Source organism: uncultured Aquimarina sp. (assembly GCF_947492965.1).
GTDB lineage: Bacteria > Bacteroidota > Bacteroidia > Flavobacteriales > Flavobacteriaceae > Aquimarina.
The window spans coordinates 273233-293806 of sequence record NZ_CANLOZ010000002.1 but is presented as its reverse complement, the minus strand read 5'-3'; the positions used below and the strand labels follow the sequence as shown (position 1 = coordinate 293806).

General features: G+C 30.9%; 22 protein-coding genes. 12 read left to right on the top strand and 10 right to left on the bottom strand.

Translation table 11 applies throughout. The features are described from left to right. Window positions 1-2 precede the first annotated feature (2 nt). Window positions 3-320: a DUF6660 family protein gene (locus Q1B37_RS05605; protein ID WP_299896446.1), complete on the bottom strand. Its 318-nt coding sequence runs from the start codon at window positions 318-320 to the stop codon at window positions 3-5. 189 nt (window positions 321-509) lie between these two features. Here Q1B37_RS05605 and Q1B37_RS05600 point away from each other — a divergent pair, with 189 nt between their 5' ends. The 3 genes from Q1B37_RS05600 to Q1B37_RS05590 all read left to right on the top strand — a co-directional run bounded on the left by Q1B37_RS05600 (window position 510) and on the right by Q1B37_RS05590 (window position 2790). After that, window positions 510-1892, top strand: a complete 1383-nt coding sequence (locus Q1B37_RS05600) for a hypothetical protein (RefSeq protein WP_299896443.1) — start codon at window positions 510-512, stop codon at window positions 1890-1892. Window positions 1893-2048: 156 nt separating this feature from the next. Continuing rightward, entirely contained in the window at window positions 2049-2477 is a 429-nt protein-coding gene (locus Q1B37_RS05595) for an SRPBCC domain-containing protein (RefSeq protein WP_299896440.1), read from the top strand. 13 nt (window positions 2478-2490) lie between these two features. Next, complete coding sequence (locus tag Q1B37_RS05590; protein ID WP_299896437.1) at window positions 2491-2790, top strand: metalloregulator ArsR/SmtB family transcription factor; 300 nt, start codon at window positions 2491-2493, stop codon at window positions 2788-2790. A gap of 11 nt (window positions 2791-2801) precedes the next feature. On the opposite strand, the gene Q1B37_RS05585 is transcribed toward Q1B37_RS05590, so the two are convergent. Next, window positions 2802-3224, bottom strand: coding sequence for a Dabb family protein (locus tag Q1B37_RS05585; RefSeq protein WP_299896434.1), 423 nt, complete (start codon window positions 3222-3224; stop codon window positions 2802-2804). Between the two features lie 163 nt (window positions 3225-3387). Here Q1B37_RS05585 and Q1B37_RS05580 point away from each other — a divergent pair, with 163 nt between their 5' ends. After that, a complete protein-coding gene (locus Q1B37_RS05580) occupies window positions 3388-3816 on the top strand; it encodes a hypothetical protein (protein ID WP_299896431.1) in 429 nt (142 codons plus the stop codon). 75 nt (window positions 3817-3891) lie between these two features. Here the strand turns inward: Q1B37_RS05580 and Q1B37_RS05575 are convergent, their stop codons facing one another. From Q1B37_RS05575 to Q1B37_RS05565, 3 genes are all read right to left on the bottom strand, one after another. Continuing rightward, window positions 3892-4497, bottom strand: a complete 606-nt coding sequence (locus Q1B37_RS05575) for a hypothetical protein (protein ID WP_299601650.1) — start codon at window positions 4495-4497, stop codon at window positions 3892-3894. Between the two features lie 6 nt (window positions 4498-4503). After that, window positions 4504-4992 carry a sigma-70 family RNA polymerase sigma factor gene (locus Q1B37_RS05570; RefSeq protein ID WP_299601652.1) on the bottom strand — a complete coding sequence of 163 codons (489 nt, stop codon included), beginning with the start codon at window positions 4990-4992 and terminating at the stop codon, window positions 4504-4506. A 153-nt stretch (window positions 4993-5145) separates the two neighbouring features. After that, entirely contained in the window at window positions 5146-5796 is a 651-nt protein-coding gene (locus Q1B37_RS05565) for a hypothetical protein (RefSeq protein ID WP_299601655.1), read from the bottom strand. Window positions 5797-5987: 191 nt separating this feature from the next. On the opposite strand from Q1B37_RS05565, the gene Q1B37_RS05560 reads away from it, so the two are divergent. Further along, the gene (locus Q1B37_RS05560) at window positions 5988-7223 is read left to right on the top strand and encodes a response regulator (RefSeq protein WP_299601658.1); all 1236 of its coding nucleotides are present in this window, start codon (window positions 5988-5990) and stop codon (window positions 7221-7223) included. Here Q1B37_RS05560 and Q1B37_RS05555 read toward each other — a convergent pair. Continuing rightward, on the bottom strand, window positions 7220-8197 hold the full coding sequence (locus tag Q1B37_RS05555; protein ID WP_299896429.1) for a M23 family metallopeptidase: 978 nt from the start codon (window positions 8195-8197) through the stop codon (window positions 7220-7222). The genes Q1B37_RS05560 and Q1B37_RS05555 overlap by 4 nt on opposite strands. 337 nt (window positions 8198-8534) lie before the next feature. On the opposite strand from Q1B37_RS05555, the gene Q1B37_RS05550 reads away from it, so the two are divergent. After that, a complete protein-coding gene (locus Q1B37_RS05550) occupies window positions 8535-9368 on the top strand; it encodes an OmpA family protein (RefSeq protein WP_299601663.1) in 834 nt (277 codons plus the stop codon). 365 nt (window positions 9369-9733) lie between these two features. Here the strand turns inward: Q1B37_RS05550 and Q1B37_RS05545 are convergent, their stop codons facing one another. Then, a complete protein-coding gene (locus tag Q1B37_RS05545; RefSeq protein ID WP_299896428.1) occupies window positions 9734-10600 on the bottom strand; it encodes a M57 family metalloprotease in 867 nt (288 codons plus the stop codon). Between the two features lie 626 nt (window positions 10601-11226). Beyond that, window positions 11227-11415, bottom strand: a complete 189-nt coding sequence (locus Q1B37_RS05540) for a hypothetical protein (protein ID WP_299601668.1) — start codon at window positions 11413-11415, stop codon at window positions 11227-11229. Window positions 11416-11647: 232 nt separating this feature from the next. Between Q1B37_RS05540 and Q1B37_RS05535 the strand changes: the two genes are divergently transcribed. The 3 genes from Q1B37_RS05535 (at window position 11648) to Q1B37_RS05525 (ending at window position 13695) form a co-directional block, all read left to right on the top strand. Continuing rightward, on the top strand, window positions 11648-12094 hold the full coding sequence (locus Q1B37_RS05535) for a hypothetical protein (protein WP_299601670.1): 447 nt from the start codon (window positions 11648-11650) through the stop codon (window positions 12092-12094). Window positions 12095-12335: 241 nt separating this feature from the next. Then, window positions 12336-13172, top strand: a complete 837-nt coding sequence (locus Q1B37_RS05530) for a M57 family metalloprotease (protein WP_299896425.1) — start codon at window positions 12336-12338, stop codon at window positions 13170-13172. Window positions 13173-13287: 115 nt separating this feature from the next. Continuing rightward, window positions 13288-13695, top strand: a complete 408-nt coding sequence (locus Q1B37_RS05525) for a DUF2541 family protein (protein WP_299896422.1) — start codon at window positions 13288-13290, stop codon at window positions 13693-13695. Window positions 13696-13753: 58 nt separating this feature from the next. On the opposite strand, the gene Q1B37_RS05520 is transcribed toward Q1B37_RS05525, so the two are convergent. Both Q1B37_RS05520 and lon read right to left on the bottom strand, forming a co-directional pair. After that, entirely contained in the window at window positions 13754-14968 is a 1215-nt protein-coding gene (locus Q1B37_RS05520; RefSeq protein WP_299896419.1) for a class I SAM-dependent rRNA methyltransferase, read from the bottom strand. Between the two features lie 728 nt (window positions 14969-15696). Continuing rightward, entirely contained in the window at window positions 15697-18147 is a 2451-nt protein-coding gene (gene lon, locus Q1B37_RS05515) for an endopeptidase La (RefSeq protein WP_299896414.1), read from the bottom strand. A gap of 220 nt (window positions 18148-18367) precedes the next feature. Here lon and Q1B37_RS05510 point away from each other — a divergent pair, with 220 nt between their 5' ends. From Q1B37_RS05510 to Q1B37_RS05500, 3 genes are read left to right on the top strand one after another with little or no spacing between them, the layout of a single operon-like run. Continuing rightward, on the top strand, window positions 18368-18919 hold the full coding sequence (locus tag Q1B37_RS05510) for an RNA polymerase sigma factor (protein WP_299896411.1): 552 nt from the start codon (window positions 18368-18370) through the stop codon (window positions 18917-18919). Continuing rightward, complete coding sequence (locus tag Q1B37_RS05505) at window positions 18916-19479, top strand: hypothetical protein (protein ID WP_299896408.1); 564 nt, start codon at window positions 18916-18918, stop codon at window positions 19477-19479. Before Q1B37_RS05510 ends, Q1B37_RS05505 begins: the two co-directional genes overlap by 4 nt. Then, window positions 19460-20554 carry a DUF4097 family beta strand repeat-containing protein gene (locus tag Q1B37_RS05500; RefSeq protein WP_299896407.1) on the top strand — a complete coding sequence of 365 codons (1095 nt, stop codon included), beginning with the start codon at window positions 19460-19462 and terminating at the stop codon, window positions 20552-20554. Before Q1B37_RS05505 ends, Q1B37_RS05500 begins: the two co-directional genes overlap by 20 nt. Window positions 20555-20574: the final 20 nt, after the last annotated feature.

Sequence of the window (20574 nt, the reverse complement as noted above, 5' to 3'; positions counted from 1 at the left end):
AATTAGGACATAAACCGTGGCGGCTGCCATATATCAGAAAGAAAGTGATATATATATTGTGGTTGAATTGTGAAATCATCTTTAGAAATAATTTCAGGTTTTATTTCTAAAACATATTGTTTTTGTAATTCATAGGTAATGGTTACCCCACAACATAGACATATGCAAAGCTCCGAACAAGAATCTTCCTCATCATGAGAATGATCATGATCTCCATAAAATGAAAATTTACCCTCTTCATTTATCTCAAAAGCATCTTCGCATGGTTTTATTGTTAAACCAACTATGAAAATCGATAAAAGGACACAAAAAAATCTCATATCTTTTGCAAAGATAAATGAAAAGAAAATTGAGACGATTAAAGTTGATGAATTTTTATGGGAAAATACTTTTACATTATGAACTGTAACAATTTATGATCTAAAGCTTCTTATATAACATAATGAAGAGAACTATATCCTACATTAGTCATAAAAACAAATAATTATTACCTGGTTGCATTTAAATAAATGAAGAAAATAAATAATATAAAAAAAGAAATTTTTCCTGCATTATTGGTATATATATTCACTTGGTTTCTTAGCCTAACACTTGTTATAATTGGCGCTATGAATCAAGGGCTTACATTTTCAGAATCTTTCGAAATATTTGGAAATGCTTTGGTTAAAACAAGGTTTGCCATTGTAATACACATTTTCTTTGTGATATTATTTCTAATCTATTTAGTCTTAAGATATTTTATAAGAGTTTACAAAAAAAGAGGTTTCAAAATAATGTCTAAACAATTTTCAGTACGACTTCTGATGCCTTTAGTTTTAATTTTTGGAATTTATAAACTCTTAATCTTTAAAAACAGTTTTGAGAATTTTGATTACAATTGGATACAAACGGTTGAAAACAATACAGGAATCTCTAAAGATTTGTATCAAAAGGATGGAAAACATCGCGGTATGAGTGTTTTTGGTTGGTTTAATGAAGATTTTGATGCAATTGATGATCTTATTAAAACGAACATAGAATGGGTAGCAGTAGTCCCATTTTTAGATCAAGAAGACGAAGAATCCTTGGAAATGCGGATTCCTAAAGAAATTGGTAAATGGTCAAGAAGAGATAGTCTTCATCTAAGAACCATAACAGCACTCCGAGAGAATAACATACACGTCATGCTAAAACCACACCTGTGGTTAGGTACTGGTTGGAGATCCAATATAAACCATACTAAGAAAGAGAACTGGGATATTTGGTTTGAGTCTTATCGTAAAAATATGCTGCATTACGCTAAAATGGCAGCAGATACAAATGTTGAATTATTTTGTATTGGCACAGAATTGAGAAGTTCATTGGAAAATCAACCAAAAAAATGGATCGAATTAGTTAAAGAAATTAAAAATGTATATCAAGGTAAGCTAACGTATGCGGCGAATTGGGATGGTGAGTTTGAGAATGTTGAATTTTGGGATGAATTAGATTACATTGGTATCCAGGCGTATTTTCCTTTAACTGAAGTCTCATCACCGGATCTAGATGTAATCAAAAAGGGTTGGGAAAGATATACAAAAACGCTATCAAGTTTATCTAAAAAACATGATAAACCAATCTTGTTTACTGAAGTAGGTTATAAAAGCGAAGTTTCTGCTACCATTAAACCTTGGGAATGGGGATCAGCATTTAGTATCTTATCTAAGCAAAAGTCTGACAAAACACAACAACTCGCCTACCAAGCGCTTTTTGAAGAATTTTGGGACAAAGATTGGTTTGCAGGATCATATATTTGGCAATGGAACATACAATCTAAAAAAGATAATGCGCCTACCAATTTAGATTTTTCTCCAAGATTTAAACCCGCAGAAAATACTATTGCTAAATGGTATGGAACAACTGGTAAAGAGTAACTACAGAGATATAAAGCTAACTTACACCATATCAATATAGATAATACTTGAGTACTATTTAAAATAAATGCAACCAAAATGTTGCGCATTGCAGAATTTTGATTAAATTAGCAACCATAAAGTTGCGTAATATTAATCATTTAAAAAACGAACATCATGAAAGATCGAATTATCAAAGAACGTATTCTTAAACATCCAATTGACAAAATATGGAATGCTATTACCAAACAAGAAGAAATATCCAATTGGTTTCTACCTGCTGATTTCAATGCTGAAATAGGTTACCATTATACCTTTAACTCACCAGATAAAGAAAATTGCGAACCTATTATTGGTATTATTAAACAAGCAACCCCTTACACCCTTATCTATACTTGGAAAATTGAAGGTACCGACGTAGATACCATAGTGAAATGGGAACTTACTGAAACTTCTGAAGGCACTAAATTGGTATTAGAACATTCTGGGATTTCTAATTATGCTGGTACAACAGCTATTGAGATGTATACCAGTTTTAATGGTGGATGGGATAACTGCTTAACTGGTCTTTTAAATTATTTAATTCAAGAAGTTCATGCAGGATAAAATCACTCGTATATTGAAGGCTATTGCAGATCCCACAAGACGCGAAATTTTTCACGCTCTTGTTGTTACAGCAACCGCGCTTCCTATCACTCAGGTATCTAGTCAATTCGACATCAGTCGACAGGGAGTTACTAAACATTTAAAAACGCTTGAAGATGCCGGTCTGATTACTATAAGTACAAGAGGGAGAGAACGCTTTTGTAGTGCGGATACCAAACCACTAATAGAAGTTAGCAAATGGCTAAAATTCTATGAAAAATTCTGGGATGACTCCCTAGACAATTTAGGATCTTATTTAGATCAAAGTTCTTAATAGCATAAGATCTAATTCAAGCCAATAGCATCATATATTTGTACCTTATTCCAAAGAGAAGAAGCTTCTTCAATAAATAAAAGATGAGCATCTTCTTTTTGGTATAAATCCTGTTCTTCTTTAGAAGAAAAAGTTACAACAATATTATAGGTATAGGTATTATCTACTACTTCCCTATCTGTTCCTGCCGGAGTTCCCACAAAATTGGTTTTTGCGTATTTAGAGGTTTTTAAAAATTTATCTAACGCAACTTCAAATTTCTTTCTATCGTCTGGATTATTTGGATTTTTAAGCCAAATATATACTGAATGAACAAAATGCTTGTCAAATACCTCTTCTCTATTATTGCAAGACGATACTGATAAAATCATTACACTAATCAATAATAAACAGCATACACGATATACTTTGTTCCATTGCCTTAAGAGATTCATATTATAAAAATTAGTTAGTTTTTAAATTTACAAAAACTAACTGTTGTTTACATAAAATAAAAGATTAAACGAGTAATAATTCTATAGACGTAATACATAATTTTGGTATTACAATGTTTATAACTACATTGTTTTTACAAAACAACTTAATAACCAATCAATTATGAATACAAATATCAAAATCCCCATATGGTTCTGGATTATAAGCGTTATTGCATTATTATGGAATCTTATGGGAGTGATGGCCTATTTGGCACAGGCATACATGACTGATGAGATCTTAAAAACGATGCCAGAAGCAGATCAAAACTTTTATAACAATATTCCCGCTTGGGTAACTGCCGTTTTTGCAATAGCTGTGTTTTCTGGAACTCTTGGATCTATTGCATTACTAATAAAGAAAAAATGGGCTATCATATTGTTTATCATTTCCTTAGTAACTGTACTTGCCCAACAATTTTATAATTTCTTTATTCAGGATTTTGTAGCATTAACTGGTCAACGAATTTATATGCCTATTTGTATTGTGGTATTTGGAGCATTCTTAATTTGGTTCTCTACATATGCAAACAATAAAGGATGGATTTCATAAAACCTATAATTCCTTTTAAACAAAAGCAGTATTTAAATTAATACTGCTTTTGTTTTGTATAAAGCTATCTACATCTTATTCCTCTAGATCTTTAAGGATATTCTCTGCTGCTTCCATGTTTTTACCATATATCTTTTTTACCCACTTTGCGAAGAATATGAAAAAGATAATCCCAAAAGGTATAAAAAATGCTATTGACCAAAGTTTATCTACATCATCAAACAAGTCCTTCCCTCCTATTATTTTTGAGGTAACCGGAAGAATTAAAAATATCAATAAAAAACTCAAATAATATGAAGCTTTTTGAAGTGATTGGAATTGTTTTTTGTGTTTTGTATAGGTAATTAATGTATCCTTATATGTATTTTCATAAAAATTAATACTACTCATTTTATTAATGGATCGCAATGACAAAACTGGCAGTACTAATAATATAATGGCACAACTAACTCCAAATACTGCATTATACCAAGTATCAAGGGTGTTTAACTTTACAATTATTAAAATAGCCATTGCATAACAAATAATAGTTCCTAAAATCTCTGGATAGGCAATTTTGTTCCATTTTTTTCTGTATCGTTCCTGTGTCATCATAATAATCATTTTATCGGTTAATTTTTTTTGTTTTTCTAATTGGTCACTTATATCAGACCATACTGTTTGCATTTCCTCTAATTCCATCCCCATTTATTTTTTAATTATTTGCGTCTTCAATTTTTGCTTTATTCTAGAAATACGTGTTCCAACATTCGTAGCACTTAATCCAGTAATTGTAGCTATCTCTTCGTACTTTTTTCCCTCTAATAGTAATAAAATCAAACCTTTTTCGAGATCATTAAGCATTTTTATATGAGCATATACAACCTTTAATTTCTCTTCGAATTCCGTGTCGTAATTCTCTGTCTGTTTCAATACTACCTGATCAATCCCGACTTTGCTTCCTTTTCTTTTTTCCTTTCTTAGTCTAGTTATTGCAGTATTTAAGGCAACTCTATACATCCAGGTACTAATTTTGGCATCACCTCTAAAACTATCATAGGCTTTCCATAATTGATACACTATTTCCTGATACAAATCCTGTTGGTCTTCAGATTGATCTGTATACACGGTTGTTATTTTGAAAATAACACCTTCATTTTGTTTAATAATGCGAGTAAATTCTTCTTCCTTACTCATTTTTAGATTCTATTTTCTATATAAGTATACCTTATGATTAAAAAATCACATTATTTCTAAAAAAAATTGTAAAAACTTTTATATGAAGTTATAAAAAGTAGTGGAAACCACTTAAAAAAACGGTAGATCGTCGAATAAAAATGGATGAAAAAATTATTCCTTTACTACTATTAAAGTAGCTTTTACACCTGTTGTAAGGTTCCATTCATTAGCGGTAATGATATTACCCTGGTCATCATGAAGTTGGAATTCTGCGGTATTTGGACCAGAAGTACCTTGATTTAAAGCTTGAATATCAATTTTATTAAAACCTTTTATAAGATCAATTTTAAAACCCTGAAAAACAGCATCTAAATAAACACTAGAACGGATAACATCATCGTTCAAAAAGATTCGTACTAAATCTCCGTCTACTGATTCATGATCCCTATAAATAAGATAAACAAACTCTGAATTACTTTTAAAATCACCCAAGTACTGGTCTGATTTATATTCTTCCTTTATTTCTTTATCTTTTTGAAACCACTTAGGAACTGACTTAAAATTTGGTTTTAAAAGTCCATTATTACCTGTCATATCAAAAGGTTTCTGCGTTCTATTAAATCGAATAGAATCTTCTAAGCTGGTATATAAAGAAAAGTTGTTTTTAGGTTTTGTTAAACCCGGAGTAAGTTTATAAGTACTGGTTTTTAAATCACTGTTTTTGTCTATTTGTAAAGATGAAATAGGTTTTTCTATTTGTGCCTGTAGCGTAGCTACAAACCACAAAAAAAATATCGATATAACAGTTGATTTCGTCTTCATTCTTCCTTTATGCCATATAGTCGTTAAAGATAACTAATCCCTTACTTTTTTCTGTTAATTACTTTCAAAAACTCTACCAAACTACGAATAAACCGTACAAAACATCAAAAATCACATATTAACAAAAAAAACACCCGTTGATACTTGTAAGATAAATCCGATATTTATTATTTTGTTATAAAAAACAACCCATGTATATTTTCCCTATAATAATTGTTCTTTTAGCAGTAGTCATTTTTTTAGGTTTTCGATATATCAGTTTAGCATCTAAACTTAAACGAAAAAATGATGAGTTAAGTACTTTAATTAGTTCTACAGAAAAAAAAGAACAAAAAAATCAAGAGTTTATTTCTTCTTTGAGTCAAGAATTAAGAACTCCGTTATACGGAATTATGGGATTAACCAATATTTTGGTAAATGAACACCCAGAATTGTCGGATAATAAAAATCTTAAGTCCTTAAAGTTTTCTGGAGATTATCTATTAACGCTCATCAATAATGTATTACAGGTTAATGTGCTGGAAACTGAAAAAATAGAGGTTGATAAGCAGCAGATTGATCTTAGAGAACTAACTCAAAATGTGGTTAATTCTTTTAGTTACGCTACCGAAAATAGTGGTAATACTCTAAATTTAGAGTTCGATGATGAAATTCCAGAAAAGCTTATTGGAAATTCTTCTATTCTTTCACAAATTTTAATGAACTTGATTAGTAACGCCTTACGTTTTACTAAAAATGGAAATATTGTTTTTTCTGTCAATTTAATTACCAAAAAAGGAAGTATGAATAATATTTCTTTTAAAATTAAGCATGATGGAAACGAGATTACAAAAGAAGATGAAAGATCTATATACCAAGAGTTTATTGATATTGATAAGGTAAAAAAATCGTATTTAGGAAGTGGACTTAATTCATTAATCGTAAGAGGATTGGCTAAATCTATTGAAGGAGAAATTATCGTACAAAATAATTCTCATGCAGGATCTGAATATGCGTTTGTAGTAGACTTAGAAACTGTGAACGAAAATGCGAGCACAAATAATGAGTCTACAGGGAATGAAAAACAAAAAGCACTAATAGTTGATGACAATAAACTAAATTTATTAGTTGCAAATAAAATTTTATCCAAAGAAAATTTTGAATGCACAACAATAGATAACGGGTTTGATGCTATTGAACTTGCCAAAGATAATTCTTACGACATTATTTTAATGGATATAAACATGCCTAAACTTAATGGTATAGGAACCACAAAAAGAATACGAGAATTTGATCATAAAACACCTATTATTGCACTAACTGCTGTAGATGTGACTCAGTTAAATAGACAGATTATGCAAGCGGGTTTAAACGACTATATATTAAAACCTTATGATAAGAATATCTTATTAGAAATGATCCATAAACATATACCGAATAGTTTTTAGTAAATAACTATTTCTTGTCCGATATTTAGTACTGAATTATATCTTATTTCATTAATCTTACAGATTTCCGAAACTTCAATGTCATGTTTCCTAGCGATACCATGCAATGTATCTCCTTTCTGAACAACATAAACACTTTTAGTAGTTGGCTCTTCAATTATTTTCTCTATCGTTTGTTGAACTACTATTTTACTTTTTCTTGTAGAACGATGTGATCTAGGCGTCATCCACTTTTTGGTAACCGCAATTTGTTCAGACCTTACTTTGGTATTTTCAGAGAAATCAAAAAGATATTCAGGATGTATGCTTTTACCATGGTAGCGCACTTCCAAATGTAAATGACTTCCTCTAGCATTCCCAGATACTCCACCTTTACCGATAACTTGTCCTTTTTCTACAAGATCATTTTCTTTTACCATATATTTAGAAAGATGAGCATAAACGGTTTCTAAACCATTTTCATGTCTTATAACTACCGTTTTTCCATGACCAGAATGTCGTCTTGCATATCTAACTTTACCACTAAGCAATGCTTTTACATTATCGCCTGTCTGAAGATCAATATCTATACCTTGATGTGCTCTTCCTCTTCTCCAACCATACCTAGAGGTAACCACCATTTTATGATCAACAGGTGAAGAGAATACAGAATCTTTAAAATGAAGTAAAAAAGGACGTTTATCGAATTTCTTTTTCAAAAAAGTATTGAAAACCTTGGTGTTCCAATTTTCATCATATACGCTTGTGATGATTTCCTTATTTATAACTCCTACTTCTTCGCTATTCTGAGTAATAATATATTGCCGATTAACCTTGTAGATAGGCAAATATGTCTTCTTACCATCTAAGACCAATTCCTTGTAATCCAATAAAACTTTAGCCTTAGTATTATCGGAATATTGTGCAAACAAAGATGAAGTAGCTATACCGACTAGAGTTAATAAGAACGTGAGTTTCCCTTTATTCAAAAACATGAATGTCAAAAATTTTAAATCCTAAGTAATTTTTATTCAAAGCACTTTTATTTTTAAGTAAGACGATATTTTGTTTAAGGCGTTACAATAATATTAATTATTCATTTAATAACAATATTTCTTTTTTAAAAGCAGTTAAACAAACAAATGGTTAAAAATCAAAATATTACGCAAAAAGCCTTGATATATTTACCGTAAAAACAATACGGGATATATTTTTTATGTAAACTTTTTAACATATTTTAAGAATTTAATGTGAAAAGTTTAGTAGGTAAAATTATAATAAAATGCTCCACAATCAGTTTTAGGTAGCATATAAAAGATTAATTAAATAACCATGAAAAAAGTATTCACACTAATCGCATTATCTGGAGCCTTGATGACTACCTCTTGTGTATCAAAGAAGAAGTATTTGGCTCTTGAGCAAGATCTAAACAATACGCGTAGTACATTACAGAAGACTACCGTAGAGAAAGAAGAGCTTGAGTCTAAATTTGCAAAAATTGAAGCAAGAGTTGCTGATTATAACGCAAAGATTAACTCTTTAAGAGACTCTAATAATGAAAAAATGGTGATGGTGGATGACCTAGCTGTAATCTCTAACAACACCAAAAAGAAAATGAATGAAACCCTTGCTCAGGTTAGTCCTGAAAAATTACAAGGTGCTAGAACATTACAAGACTCAATGAATCTTGCAGTTTCTCATAATTTGAAGAATTCATTGGATGACAGCTTAAAAGAGGATGAAGACATTTCTATCGATATTGATCAAACGGTAGTAATGATCTCTATTTCGGACAAGATGCTATTTAATAGTGGAAGCTACAGAGTAAGTAATAAGGCAAATGATATCCTTGAAAAACTTGCTCAAGTAATTAACTCAGAGCCAAGTCTTGATGTAATGATTGAGGGACACACAGATCCTAGAACTATCAGTACTCCTGCATTAGAAGATAACTGGGATTTAAGTGTTAAAAGAGCAACTTCTATTACTAGATTATTACAAAATAAGTATAATGTAGATCCTGCTAAATTAATCGCTTCTGGAAGAAGTAGTTACCAGCCATTAGTTGAAAATGACACGGAAGAAAATATGGCAATCAACAGACGTACAAGAATTGTATTATTACCAAATCTTGACAAATTCTTTGCAATGTTATCTTCTAACTAAGAAGAAAGAATTTATAATATCAAAAAAGGCTACCATTAGGTGGTCTTTTTTTTGTTTACAATTGGTAGTGTTAGATTCAAATATCAGCACCATGAATCTATACAAAACGTAAATATTGTAATACCATTTTGTCTTTAATTAAAACCACATGAGCTATTATCATTGGATTTGACTAATTATAAAGTATTTACTTTAAATTACCGCACAAATCAATAGCTATGTTTAGTTATTTAACAGTGTTTAAACGTATATAAAAACACAGAAGATAACATCATAAATAAGCAAAAGAGCCATCTCAACAATGAGATGGCTCTTAGTCTGTATAAGGTATATCTTTATTTAATTATTTCACTTTTGCTTATTTCTTAGTACAAGAACTCTAATGCTACAACATCAAAATTAGAGAACTCTCCTTGTGTACTGTTATCATAACAAGAAATCATGATAGAACCGGAATCCAATCCAGCAGCGCCCCATCTGTTTTCTGTTGGTGTACCTGGAATATTGATTGCTCCAGCAGCTTGACCTTCAGCACTATCTTGCTCGTTGTTATTTCCACATCTTCTTCTCGCATAATCTGTATGTCTTAAACCTACAGCATGACCTATTTCATGGGTGATTACATGTTCATTGATGTTATTATTACTATTTGCTAACCCTCCATCAATTCTAATTAATTGACCAGGTCTTCCACCACTTGGAAAATCAGCACGACCACCAACTCCAGTTCCTCCTTGATTGAATACAATCATATCAGCACCATTTGTATTAGATCCAAACGTTAATCTAAAATTTAGATTCGTGTTTAATCTATTATAGTTATTTACAGCCCACTGTAATCCGGTACGCATATTTGTTGTTAATGCACAACAAGAACCTGTATATCCTAAAATATCGATAGTAGTATTAGCACCACTAATTAAATTAAAAGTTCTATACTGTTTAGTGTTGTTTTCACCTTCTAACATAGCGTAGTCGCCATTTAAAAGTTTTTTACGCTCTAGAGCGATATCGCCAGAAATAACATACATGGTAGCATTACCATCTAAATCTGTCATCATTTCTTTTACAGCACCATTAGGATTTACAGCTGCCTTGGTTAGAGCTTCTATTTCTTCAATTGATAAGTCCGATGCTAAATCAGGTTGAGCTTCATTAACATCATTTTTCTGACAAGAGATTACTAATCCTGCCACTACAGCGCTAAGCGCTAATAATTTGATTTTTTTCATTTCTAAGTTGAGTTTGTTTTACTACTAATAAAAGAATGTAGTTAGTATTCACATAGTAGCAAAATGTTTATAAAAGATACACCTTATGCAGACAGCAAAAGATATTGTGTTTATTTAAGTTAATAATTTTCGAAAAGGATAAGGATTTTAAAAAATCTAAAACATAGAAATTTTTAATAGTATAGAATAGTATAAAAATATCTAAAAGCGTATGGTTAAATAAAAACCTTAAAAAGTCCTATTGATGGAGTATATCAAAATAAGTCCTATATTTTTTTCGGAAGGATTTGGTGGGCAAAAAATTGACCAAACCAAGTGGTTTAATTTTATTCGTCTTCATTTTAAGTAGTTGAGTTTGTATAATATATTAAGAACCATAGTTACTTAGTTCTACACTAATTTTTTTCCGAGGAAAATTTCACTATTAATGCGACGGCAAGATATATGTTTTTTTTAAAGAAAAAAGTTAAATACTAAATATTTTTTTACAAATACGGCAAAACCGTAAATAAAATTCAACAAAAAGACGATAACTATTAAAAAAATGGGAAAAACATAAAATACATTATAGAGGTAGTTTTTTTACCAAAATAAAACCTTTCCACTATTATAAAATACGGATAACATTATTCTATATAAGTATTTACACTAGTAGTAAGTTTACATGAGCTATGAAGCATTTTCTTGAATTTTAATGCTAAATGTTCATCATTGAATTTCATCGCCTCACTTATACTATTAGACAAAACCAATTCTCCAATTAGATACTCTACAAAATAAGTTTGATCATCGGTAAGCAATACATATTCGGTCATAAACTATTTATTTCTTAATAATAATTACCCCGCCAATAATTAACGAGTAATATATCATAATTCTAATTGTTCAAATTTACTTTTTAACAAGCCTACTTTTCACTACTGTTTTATGATGTTATCAAATTCTTATTCACAATCATATATATTTCAATTATAAAGGAAGTTTTAAGTTTAAAAATTCATGTTTTTTTCGTAACTTATTGATGGTCAAATATTAAATCATTCCATCATGAAACTCTTCCTTTTAATTACCTGTAGCTTATTCTCAATTAACACCTTCGATAATCATAATTTTAGTAGCACTATGGACTTATATAACCTTGAAGGTGTGTGGGACTTAAAACATCAGTTTTTATATGATCATAATGAAATTTCGGACACTATCTATAATATCAATGGTTATCGCCAAGTAAAAATGTATAGCAAGGGAAAAGTGATGTGGACACGTTTCGATCCGTCAGATAATAATGAATGGTTCGGTTATGGCACATATACCATAAAAGGAACCATTTTAGAAGAGCGATTAGAATATGCTTCAGGTCCAATGATGAAAATTGTAGACACTACCCAAGTATTTAAATTTGAACTAGTCATGAATAAAAATTCTTATCAGCAAATTGCAATCGATGAAAACGGACAGTATTCAAGATCAGAAAATTATATAAAAGTGGAATAAACTTCATATTTTGTTAGATTTTAAAATTATCAAAGGGATTTTAACCCGTAAATATGGGTTCTAATCCCCTTTTTTTATGAACTGTTTCGTTATACTTTTGTTTCAAGTTAAAAGTAATAACACACTATAATTTATCCCAGTTACAATCTTACTCTTTTTCAGGTCTGAGAAATGGTAATAAGCTTCCCCATTAGAATCCCTATTTAGATAAAAATTAACTAATCAAACTAAATACATTTCTATGAAAGCACTTAGATTTTCAACAGTACTAGCCATTTTTATTTTTACCTTTTATTCCTGCAAGAAAAAGGAGATTTCCGAAGAAACACAAGAATTTATTCAAGAACCAACAAAAGAGCAGCTCGATAAATTATTTAATATGGGTATCAATATAGATAATGTCTCTATTGAAGAAATCACTACTCCAGATAAAAAAACAAATACATATTTTATCTCAGGTGATATTATGGTACCTGTATCCGATTTAGATTCTTATGCAGCGTTAGAACCTTTAGAAAATGGAAATAAGCAATACCGTGATATTAATATTGTATCTCCAGCTAATAGAAACATCAATATTCTTGGGTTTACAGGAGGAAGTGCCGGTCTTACATCAAGGATGCAAACAGCCTTACGATGGGCAGTTAACAATTATAATGCATTACCAAATAGTCTTAATTTCAATCTTACATTTGGAGCAAATATTGGTGCAGCCGATATAGTAGTATTCCAGGTTAATAACCCAAATGGAGGCGGAAGTGCTGGATTTCCTGATTTATTAGGTAAACCTTATCCTTGGGTTAGAATTAACTCTGGAACCCAAGCTTTTAGTACTAATGTTAATGAACATGTAATCACCCATGAAATTGGACATTGTCTCGGTTTAAGACATCAGGATTGGATTAACCGACAAAGCTGTGGAAACACTGGAGGCATACAAGTAGAACCACCAGCGATTTGGATACCTGGAACACCAACTTCTCCAGATGCAGATTCGATTATGTTGGCTTGCTTTGGAAATGATGAAGATGGAGAATTTACGGATACAGATAGAACAGCATTGAATATACTTTATTAACCATATCACATATCTTAAAACCTTTTAAAGCCATATAATTTTTTATATGGCTTTTGTATTCATTAAACCTTTTTCTTTTGAACTAGTCTTATTAGCGAACATAAAATTTAATACTATGAAAACTATAAGAACTCTAAAAATAGCATTACCATTATTAGTAGTAATCTTTTTAATAGGAAGTAGTTTTACCATTGCACCTTTAAAATGGGAACATTTGGGAACCAGAACGGTGAATCACAAATTAGATAGAGATGTTATTAAAGTAACGGCAAAAGATGGAAGATTTAAAAAACTAAAACTAAAGGTAACTAATGGTTCTCTAAATATGCACAGAGTGGTTGTTCAATACGGAAATGGTGAAAAACAAGTAATCGCTATCAAAAAGAATTTTGCGAAAGGCGGAACAACTAGACTTATCGATTTAAAAGGAAATAAAAGAATTATAAGAGATATTACATTCTTTTATGATACAAAAAATTTATCTAGGAAACGTGCTAAAGTACATGTTTTTGGTAAGCACTAGTGGTAAATATTTGATATAAAAATGTTGAAGTATTTTATAGTTTATAGAATACTTCAACTTAATTTAATAAATAATACCCGCATTTTAAATATGCTCCTTCTCTAAAAGCAATTGGATGATCAATATCATGAAATGTTTTTTCCAATACCGTAAAACTTCTACCAGCATTGATAATATGTTCTTCACATATGCTAAAAAAAACATCTGATTGTACTCTAGAAGAGCAAGATGCTAACACTAAAATCCCTTTATTCACTACTAAACGTGCACCAAGTCTTGCTAACCTCGCGTAGCTATTTTTTGCTCCATCTATTTCACTTTCTCTTTTAGCAAATGAAGGAGGATCGATTACCACAATATCGAATCGCTGCTTATCATCGATTAATTGTTGTAAACCTTCAAAAGCATCTGCAACCATAATATTATGAGTTCCTGAATGCGTATTAAGCTGAGCATTCTCTTTTGCCATTTCCAAAGCATGCTTACTGATATCGAGGCTTGTAACCTCTTTTGCGCTTCCTGCTAATGCGTGAATAGAAAAACCTCCTGCATACGAAAAAACATCTAGTACAGTTTTATTATTTGCTAATTCCCCTACTCTTTTTCTATTATGTCTATGATCTAAGAAATACCCAGTCTTATGACCTTTGATAACATTCGCGGAAAACAATACAGCATGCTCTCTAAAAATTACAACTTCATCTTTTAATGTTCCATAAATAACATCACCATCAGATACACCAAAGGTATTTCCAGTAGTTTGCAAAGATCTACTTAATCGTAAAACTACCGTATTACAATTAGAGACTTCTATTAAATGAGGAACGATCCAATTTAAATATGGAAACCAAATATGAGAATATAATTTTATTACTAATACTTCGTCATATACATCGGCGATAAAACCTGGCATTCTATCATTCTCTCCGAAAAGTAATCGATAACTATTGGTGTCCGTTTCTAATAAAGGTTTTCTTAGTTGATAAGCTTCCTGAATTCTCGTGGCAAACCAATCATTGTTTATCTGAGCTGCTTTTTTAAATTGAATTAATTTTATCCGAATTGGAGAATAAGGGTCGTATAATCCTATAGCCAGTATCCTATTCTTTTTATTATCATAAATAATTGCTAAATCCCCTGCATTGCCTTTGTTACTCTGTTTCGCAATACTGTTTTCAAAAATCCATGGATGCTCCTTTCTAACCATTTTTTCGGCAGAAGGTTTTAGTTTTATCGCTAGTCGTTGAATTGTGATATCTGGAATAAGATTCATATTCTGCAAGAATAATAATATTTTTTAGTTTATGAGAATTATTACAAATAAAAACGGGATTGTATGTGCAAGACAACCCCGTTTTAACCAAAACTTTTTAAAGTGTAACCTATATCGGAAAAGTCAGATTAGACATATGATAGGTGTGACATCTTACATTGAGATTTAAGAGTATTTCGCGTGTAATATATTTGTTGGTTAATTATAACACGAATGTTAATAAAAGTCTGGTTTCTTATTATAAAAGTAAAACAATTATATCATTTTCTATTGCGTCTTAACCTCAAAAAAAGTGGAAGAAAATAGTTGGAATTTTAACAAAAAAAGAAAGCGCCCATCCCAAGAAGTATCAGGATAAACGCCCAAAAAAAGTATTGTTCGAACTTGTAAATATCAAGTAAAGTAAATCTCGCTTTTTGATTGTTAATCGAATCGATTCTTATCTTTAAAAAGCATACATCCCAAGAAGTATCAGGATCTACCCTCTTTTAGTATTCAATTCAACTTTTGTTTATCTAGTAATAGATCTTGTTGATTTCTCTACTGTTTACATCTATATGACGCACATGATATAATATTGTTACACTTTATTTTATTTTTTTTTTGAATAAAAACAACAAAACCTATCAAATCCCAGTAAAATCAACAGGTTTCAGGTCAAAAAAAAATCATTTTTCTTAGATAGAAAAATGATTTTTATAAATTTAAATGCTTTTTACTGTTCTGAATTATAGCTTTTTAGCATTCTTTACTTTAGTTTTTGTCAAAGCTAATTCCAAAACTTCACTCATTTCTTTTACATAATGAAATTTTAATCCTTTTAGATATTCTTGCTTTATTTCATCAATATCTCTCTTATTATCTTCGCAAAGCAGAATTTCTTTTATATGAGCTCTTTTTGCTGCTAGTATCTTTTCTTTAATACCTCCTACTGGCAACACTTTTCCTCTTAATGTTATTTCTCCAGTCATTGCAATACTCTTCTTTACTTTTCTTTGAGTAAATAAAGAGACTAATGAAGTAAGCATTGTAATTCCAGCACTAGGTCCATCTTTTGGTGTTGCTCCTTCTGGAACATGAATATGCACATTATAGTTACTAAATATTTCCTGATTAATTCCAAGAACATCTGCATTGGCCTTAATATATTCCATGGCTATGGTAGCAGATTCCTTCATCACTTTACCAAGATTACCTGTAATGGTAAGACTTCCTTTTCCTTTTGATAAGATGGATTCGATAAATAAAATATCGCCACCAACACTGGTCCAAGCCAATCCGGTAACTACTCCTGCTACCTCATTGCTTTCATATTTATCGCGTTCTAATCGAGGAATTCCAAGAACTTCTACCACATCATCATTACTCACCTTTACATTATAGGATTCTTCCATAGCAATATTCTTGGCAGCATAACGAACCATTTTTGCTATCTGTTTTTCTAATCCTCTAACTCCTGATTCTCTAGTATATCCTTCGACAATTTTCTCTAATTGAGCCTTTCCTATTTTAAGATGAGATTTATCCAACCCATGCTCTACCAATTGCTTTGGAAGTAAGTGTTGTTTTGCAATTTCTACTTTTTCCTCTATTGTATAACCTGTAACATTTATAATTTCCATACGATCACGCAAGGCAGGCTGAATTGTATTTAAACTATTAGAGGTAGCAATGAACATAACTTTAGAAAGATCGAATCCCATTTCTAAAAAGTTATCATGAAACTCCGAATTTTGCTCAGGATCTAATACTTCTAACAAAGCTGATGAAGGGTCCCCTTGATTTCCAACTGAAAGTTTATCTATTTCATCCAAAACAAACACTGGATTACTAGTCCCCGCTTTTTTAAGACTTTGGATAATTCTACCAGGCATTGCCCCAATATAGGTTTTTCTATGTCCTCTTATCTCTGCTTCATCTCGTAATCCACCAAGTGAAATACGCACATATTCTCTACCAAGTGCTTCGGCTACGGATTTCCCTAAAGAAGTTTTACCTACTCCAGGAGGACCATAAAGACATAATATAGGAGATTTCATATCATTACGGAGTTTTAGCACCGCTAAATATTCGATAATACGTTTCTTTACATCATCTAATCCATAATGATCTCTATCTAAAATCTTTTTTGCTCTTTTTAAATCGAACTGATCCTTACTAAATTCATTCCAAGGAAGATCCAAGAATAAATCCAAGTAATTACGTTGGATAGAATACTCGGCAACCTGAGGATTCATACGACGCATTTTGGATAATTCTTTATCAAAATGCTTTTGTACTTTCTCATCCCATTTCTTGTCCTTACTACGTGCTTGCATTTCCTCTATTTCATCCTCATGTGAAACCCCACCCAGTTCTTCCTGAATGGTTTTCATCTGCTGATGAAGAAAGTATTCTCTTTGTTGTTGGCTCATATCATGCTGAACCTTATTTTGAATATCGTTCCTAAGTTCTAACTTTTGGAACTCCAAATTCATGTATTTTAATGTAGCAAGGGCTCTATCCTTAATACTATCAATTTCCAGTATCTTTTGTTTTTCTTCTACTGGCAAGTTAAGATTCGAAGAAACAAAATTGATCAGAAAAGAATTACTCTCTATGTTTTTGATAGCAAAAGAAGCCTCAGAAGGAATATTAGGGCTTTCCTTAATAATCTCCAATGCTAAATCTTTAATTGAATCAATAATCGTATTAAACTCTTGATTTTCTTTAGCAGGTCTTATTTCTGGAACTTCGATTACCTTTGCCTTGATATAAGGATCTTCTTCAATAATCTGATCTATCTTAAATCTCTTTTTCCCCTGTAAAATAACTGTAGTATTCCCATCAGGCATTTTAAGCACTCTTAAGATTCTAGCTACTACTCCTATAGTATTAATATCTTTAGAACCTGGGTTTTCTACATCTTCTTCCTTTTGAGAAACAACCCCTATAGTTTTATTCCCGTTATTGGCTTCATTTAAAAGCTTAATAGATTTATCTCTACCAGCAGTAATCGGAATTACAACACCTGGAAACAAAACTGTATTTCTTAGAGGTAAAATAGAGAGTACCTCTGGTAAATCTTCTTTATCAATTTCCTCTTCATCCTCTGGTGTCATTAAAGGAATTAATTCAGCATCTTCATTGATCCCTTGAAATGACAAACTGTCAAGAGTTGTTAATTTGGATTTTGTCATAAGTATATATCAAAGTCATTTTGTCATTTGAACAAAATAACATTATTGTAAAAATTAATTTAATCTAACTTTAGAATCGGAAACACCTATAAAATAAGGATATTAACGATATTTCTACTTAACTAATTCAATTGTTATGCCATAAACTTGAAAAAAAATATTTCAAAACTGTAACAAAATACAACTAGCTGTATCTTTATACTAAAACAAATTATTTTTTTTGACACTAACCGAACTAAATACAGAGCAGCTCATAGAAAGATGCCGCAAGCAAGATCAAGGAGCGCAGATGGAAATTTATAATCGCTATTACAAAGCAATGTACAACACTGCTTTTAGAATTATAAGAGATTCAGCAGAAGCCGAAGATGTTATGCAAGAAGCCTTTCTAACAGCTTTTACAAAATTATCTATGTTAGAGGATAGTAAACTATTTGGTTCGTGGTTAAAAAAAATAGTAGTTAATTCCAGTCTTACAATATCTCGTAAGCGTACTACCTATGGTGAGATCCCTTTAGAAGCCGTATCGTATGCCCTTACAGATGAAACAGAAGGGGTTGTAAGAGAAGATTTAACTAGTGTAAAAGCAAATGCAGTATTACAAACGCTAAAAGAATTAAAGGAAAGCTATAGTACAGCATTGTCATTACACTTAATTGAAGGGTATGATTACGAGGAAATTTGCGAAATATTGAATATATCTTATTCTAACTGTCGCACCCTAATTTCTCGAGCAAAAGAAAGTCTACGTAAAAAATTAGTAGTTGCATGAAAACCGAAGATGAAATAGACAAATTATTTGAACGCATGGAAAATCAACTTGATGTATTTGAACCATCAGCTGATCATAAACTTCGATTCTTAGAAAAATTGCAAGCACAAAATCAAGTAATTGCTTTACAACCTAAGAAACGAAATTGGATAAAACCATTAGCGATTGCTGCATCCATAGCAGTATTAATAGGTATGATTTCGATCGCTCCTATTTTTCAGACCAATGAAAAAGCTGAATTAGCTAGTGTTTCTCCTCAGATGGAAGAAACTCAGAATTTCTTTACCGTTGCTATTCAAAATCAACTAGAAGAAATAAGCAAAAATTCATCTGAAGAGACTAATGCACTTGTAGATGATGCTATGAAACAATTAGAAAAATTAGAGACTAGCTACGAAATTTTAAAAAAGGATTTAGTAGAAAGTAGCAATGATAAAAGAGTTATTAGCGCCATGATAAAGAATTTTCAACAACGCGCTTCTCTTTTAGAAAATGTATTAGAAAAAATTAACGATATCAACAAATTAAAATTATCTGAAAATGAAACCAACATACTATAAAATCTTATGCTTTTTGTTTCTTATTCCGACTTTGGTGTTAGCCAACAACGGAATGAAAGGAAAGTATACAAAAGAAAAATCTTTGAAAAAGGAATTTTCTGTAAACAGTAATGCTTTACTAAAAATTAGTAATGATTATGGAAATCTAGATATTACATCTTGGGACCAAAACAAAGTAGTAATGGAAATCACCATTAAAGTTAATGGAAATGATGAAGAAAAAGTGATCAAAAAATTGGAAAGTATTGATGTTGATTTTGAATCTAGTGCTTCATTAGTAGATGCTAAAACTACCTTTAATAAAGAAGGAAAATCTTGGTGGTCCAAGTTTTCTGATGGATGGAACGGAAGCAACATTAAAATGGAGATTAATTATAATGTAAAAGTCCCCATAACTAACAATGTTCAATTAAGCAACGATTATGGTAGTATTACACTAGACAAAATTACGGGTAATGCAAAATTAAGCTGTGATTACGGACAAATTATTGTTGGCGAATTAATGGGTAATGAAAATTATATAAGCTTTGATTATACTCATAATAGCACAATAAAATATATGAAAGCTGGAAAAATTAGTGCTGATTACTCCGATTTTACCTTAGAAAATGGAGAAAACATCCTTCTTAATGCAGATTATACCAAATCCAGAATAAAAGCTATTAAAGAATTAAATTATAACTGTGATTATGGTAGTTTAAAAGTTGAAAACGTTGGTGTTTTCAAAGGAAACGGAGACTACTTAGATACAAATATTGGTAATGTTAGCACAAGCGTAAACATTAATTCTGATTATGGATCGATAGCCATTGATAATCTGGAAGCTACCACAAAAAATGTGACTATTCGAACAGATTATACAGGTGTTGGTATTGGGTATAATTCCAATCTAAACTTCGATTTTAGTATTAGAACTTCTTATGGCGGAATTAGCCTTGATGATGATATCAATATCATGAAAAAAAATAGAGAAAACACTGATAAAGATTATAGTGGTTATAATGGAGAGAAAAATAGTGGTAATACTATTGATATTTCTACCAGCTATGGCAGTGTTAAATTAAGAAAAAATTAATCATTCAAATATTCAATCAA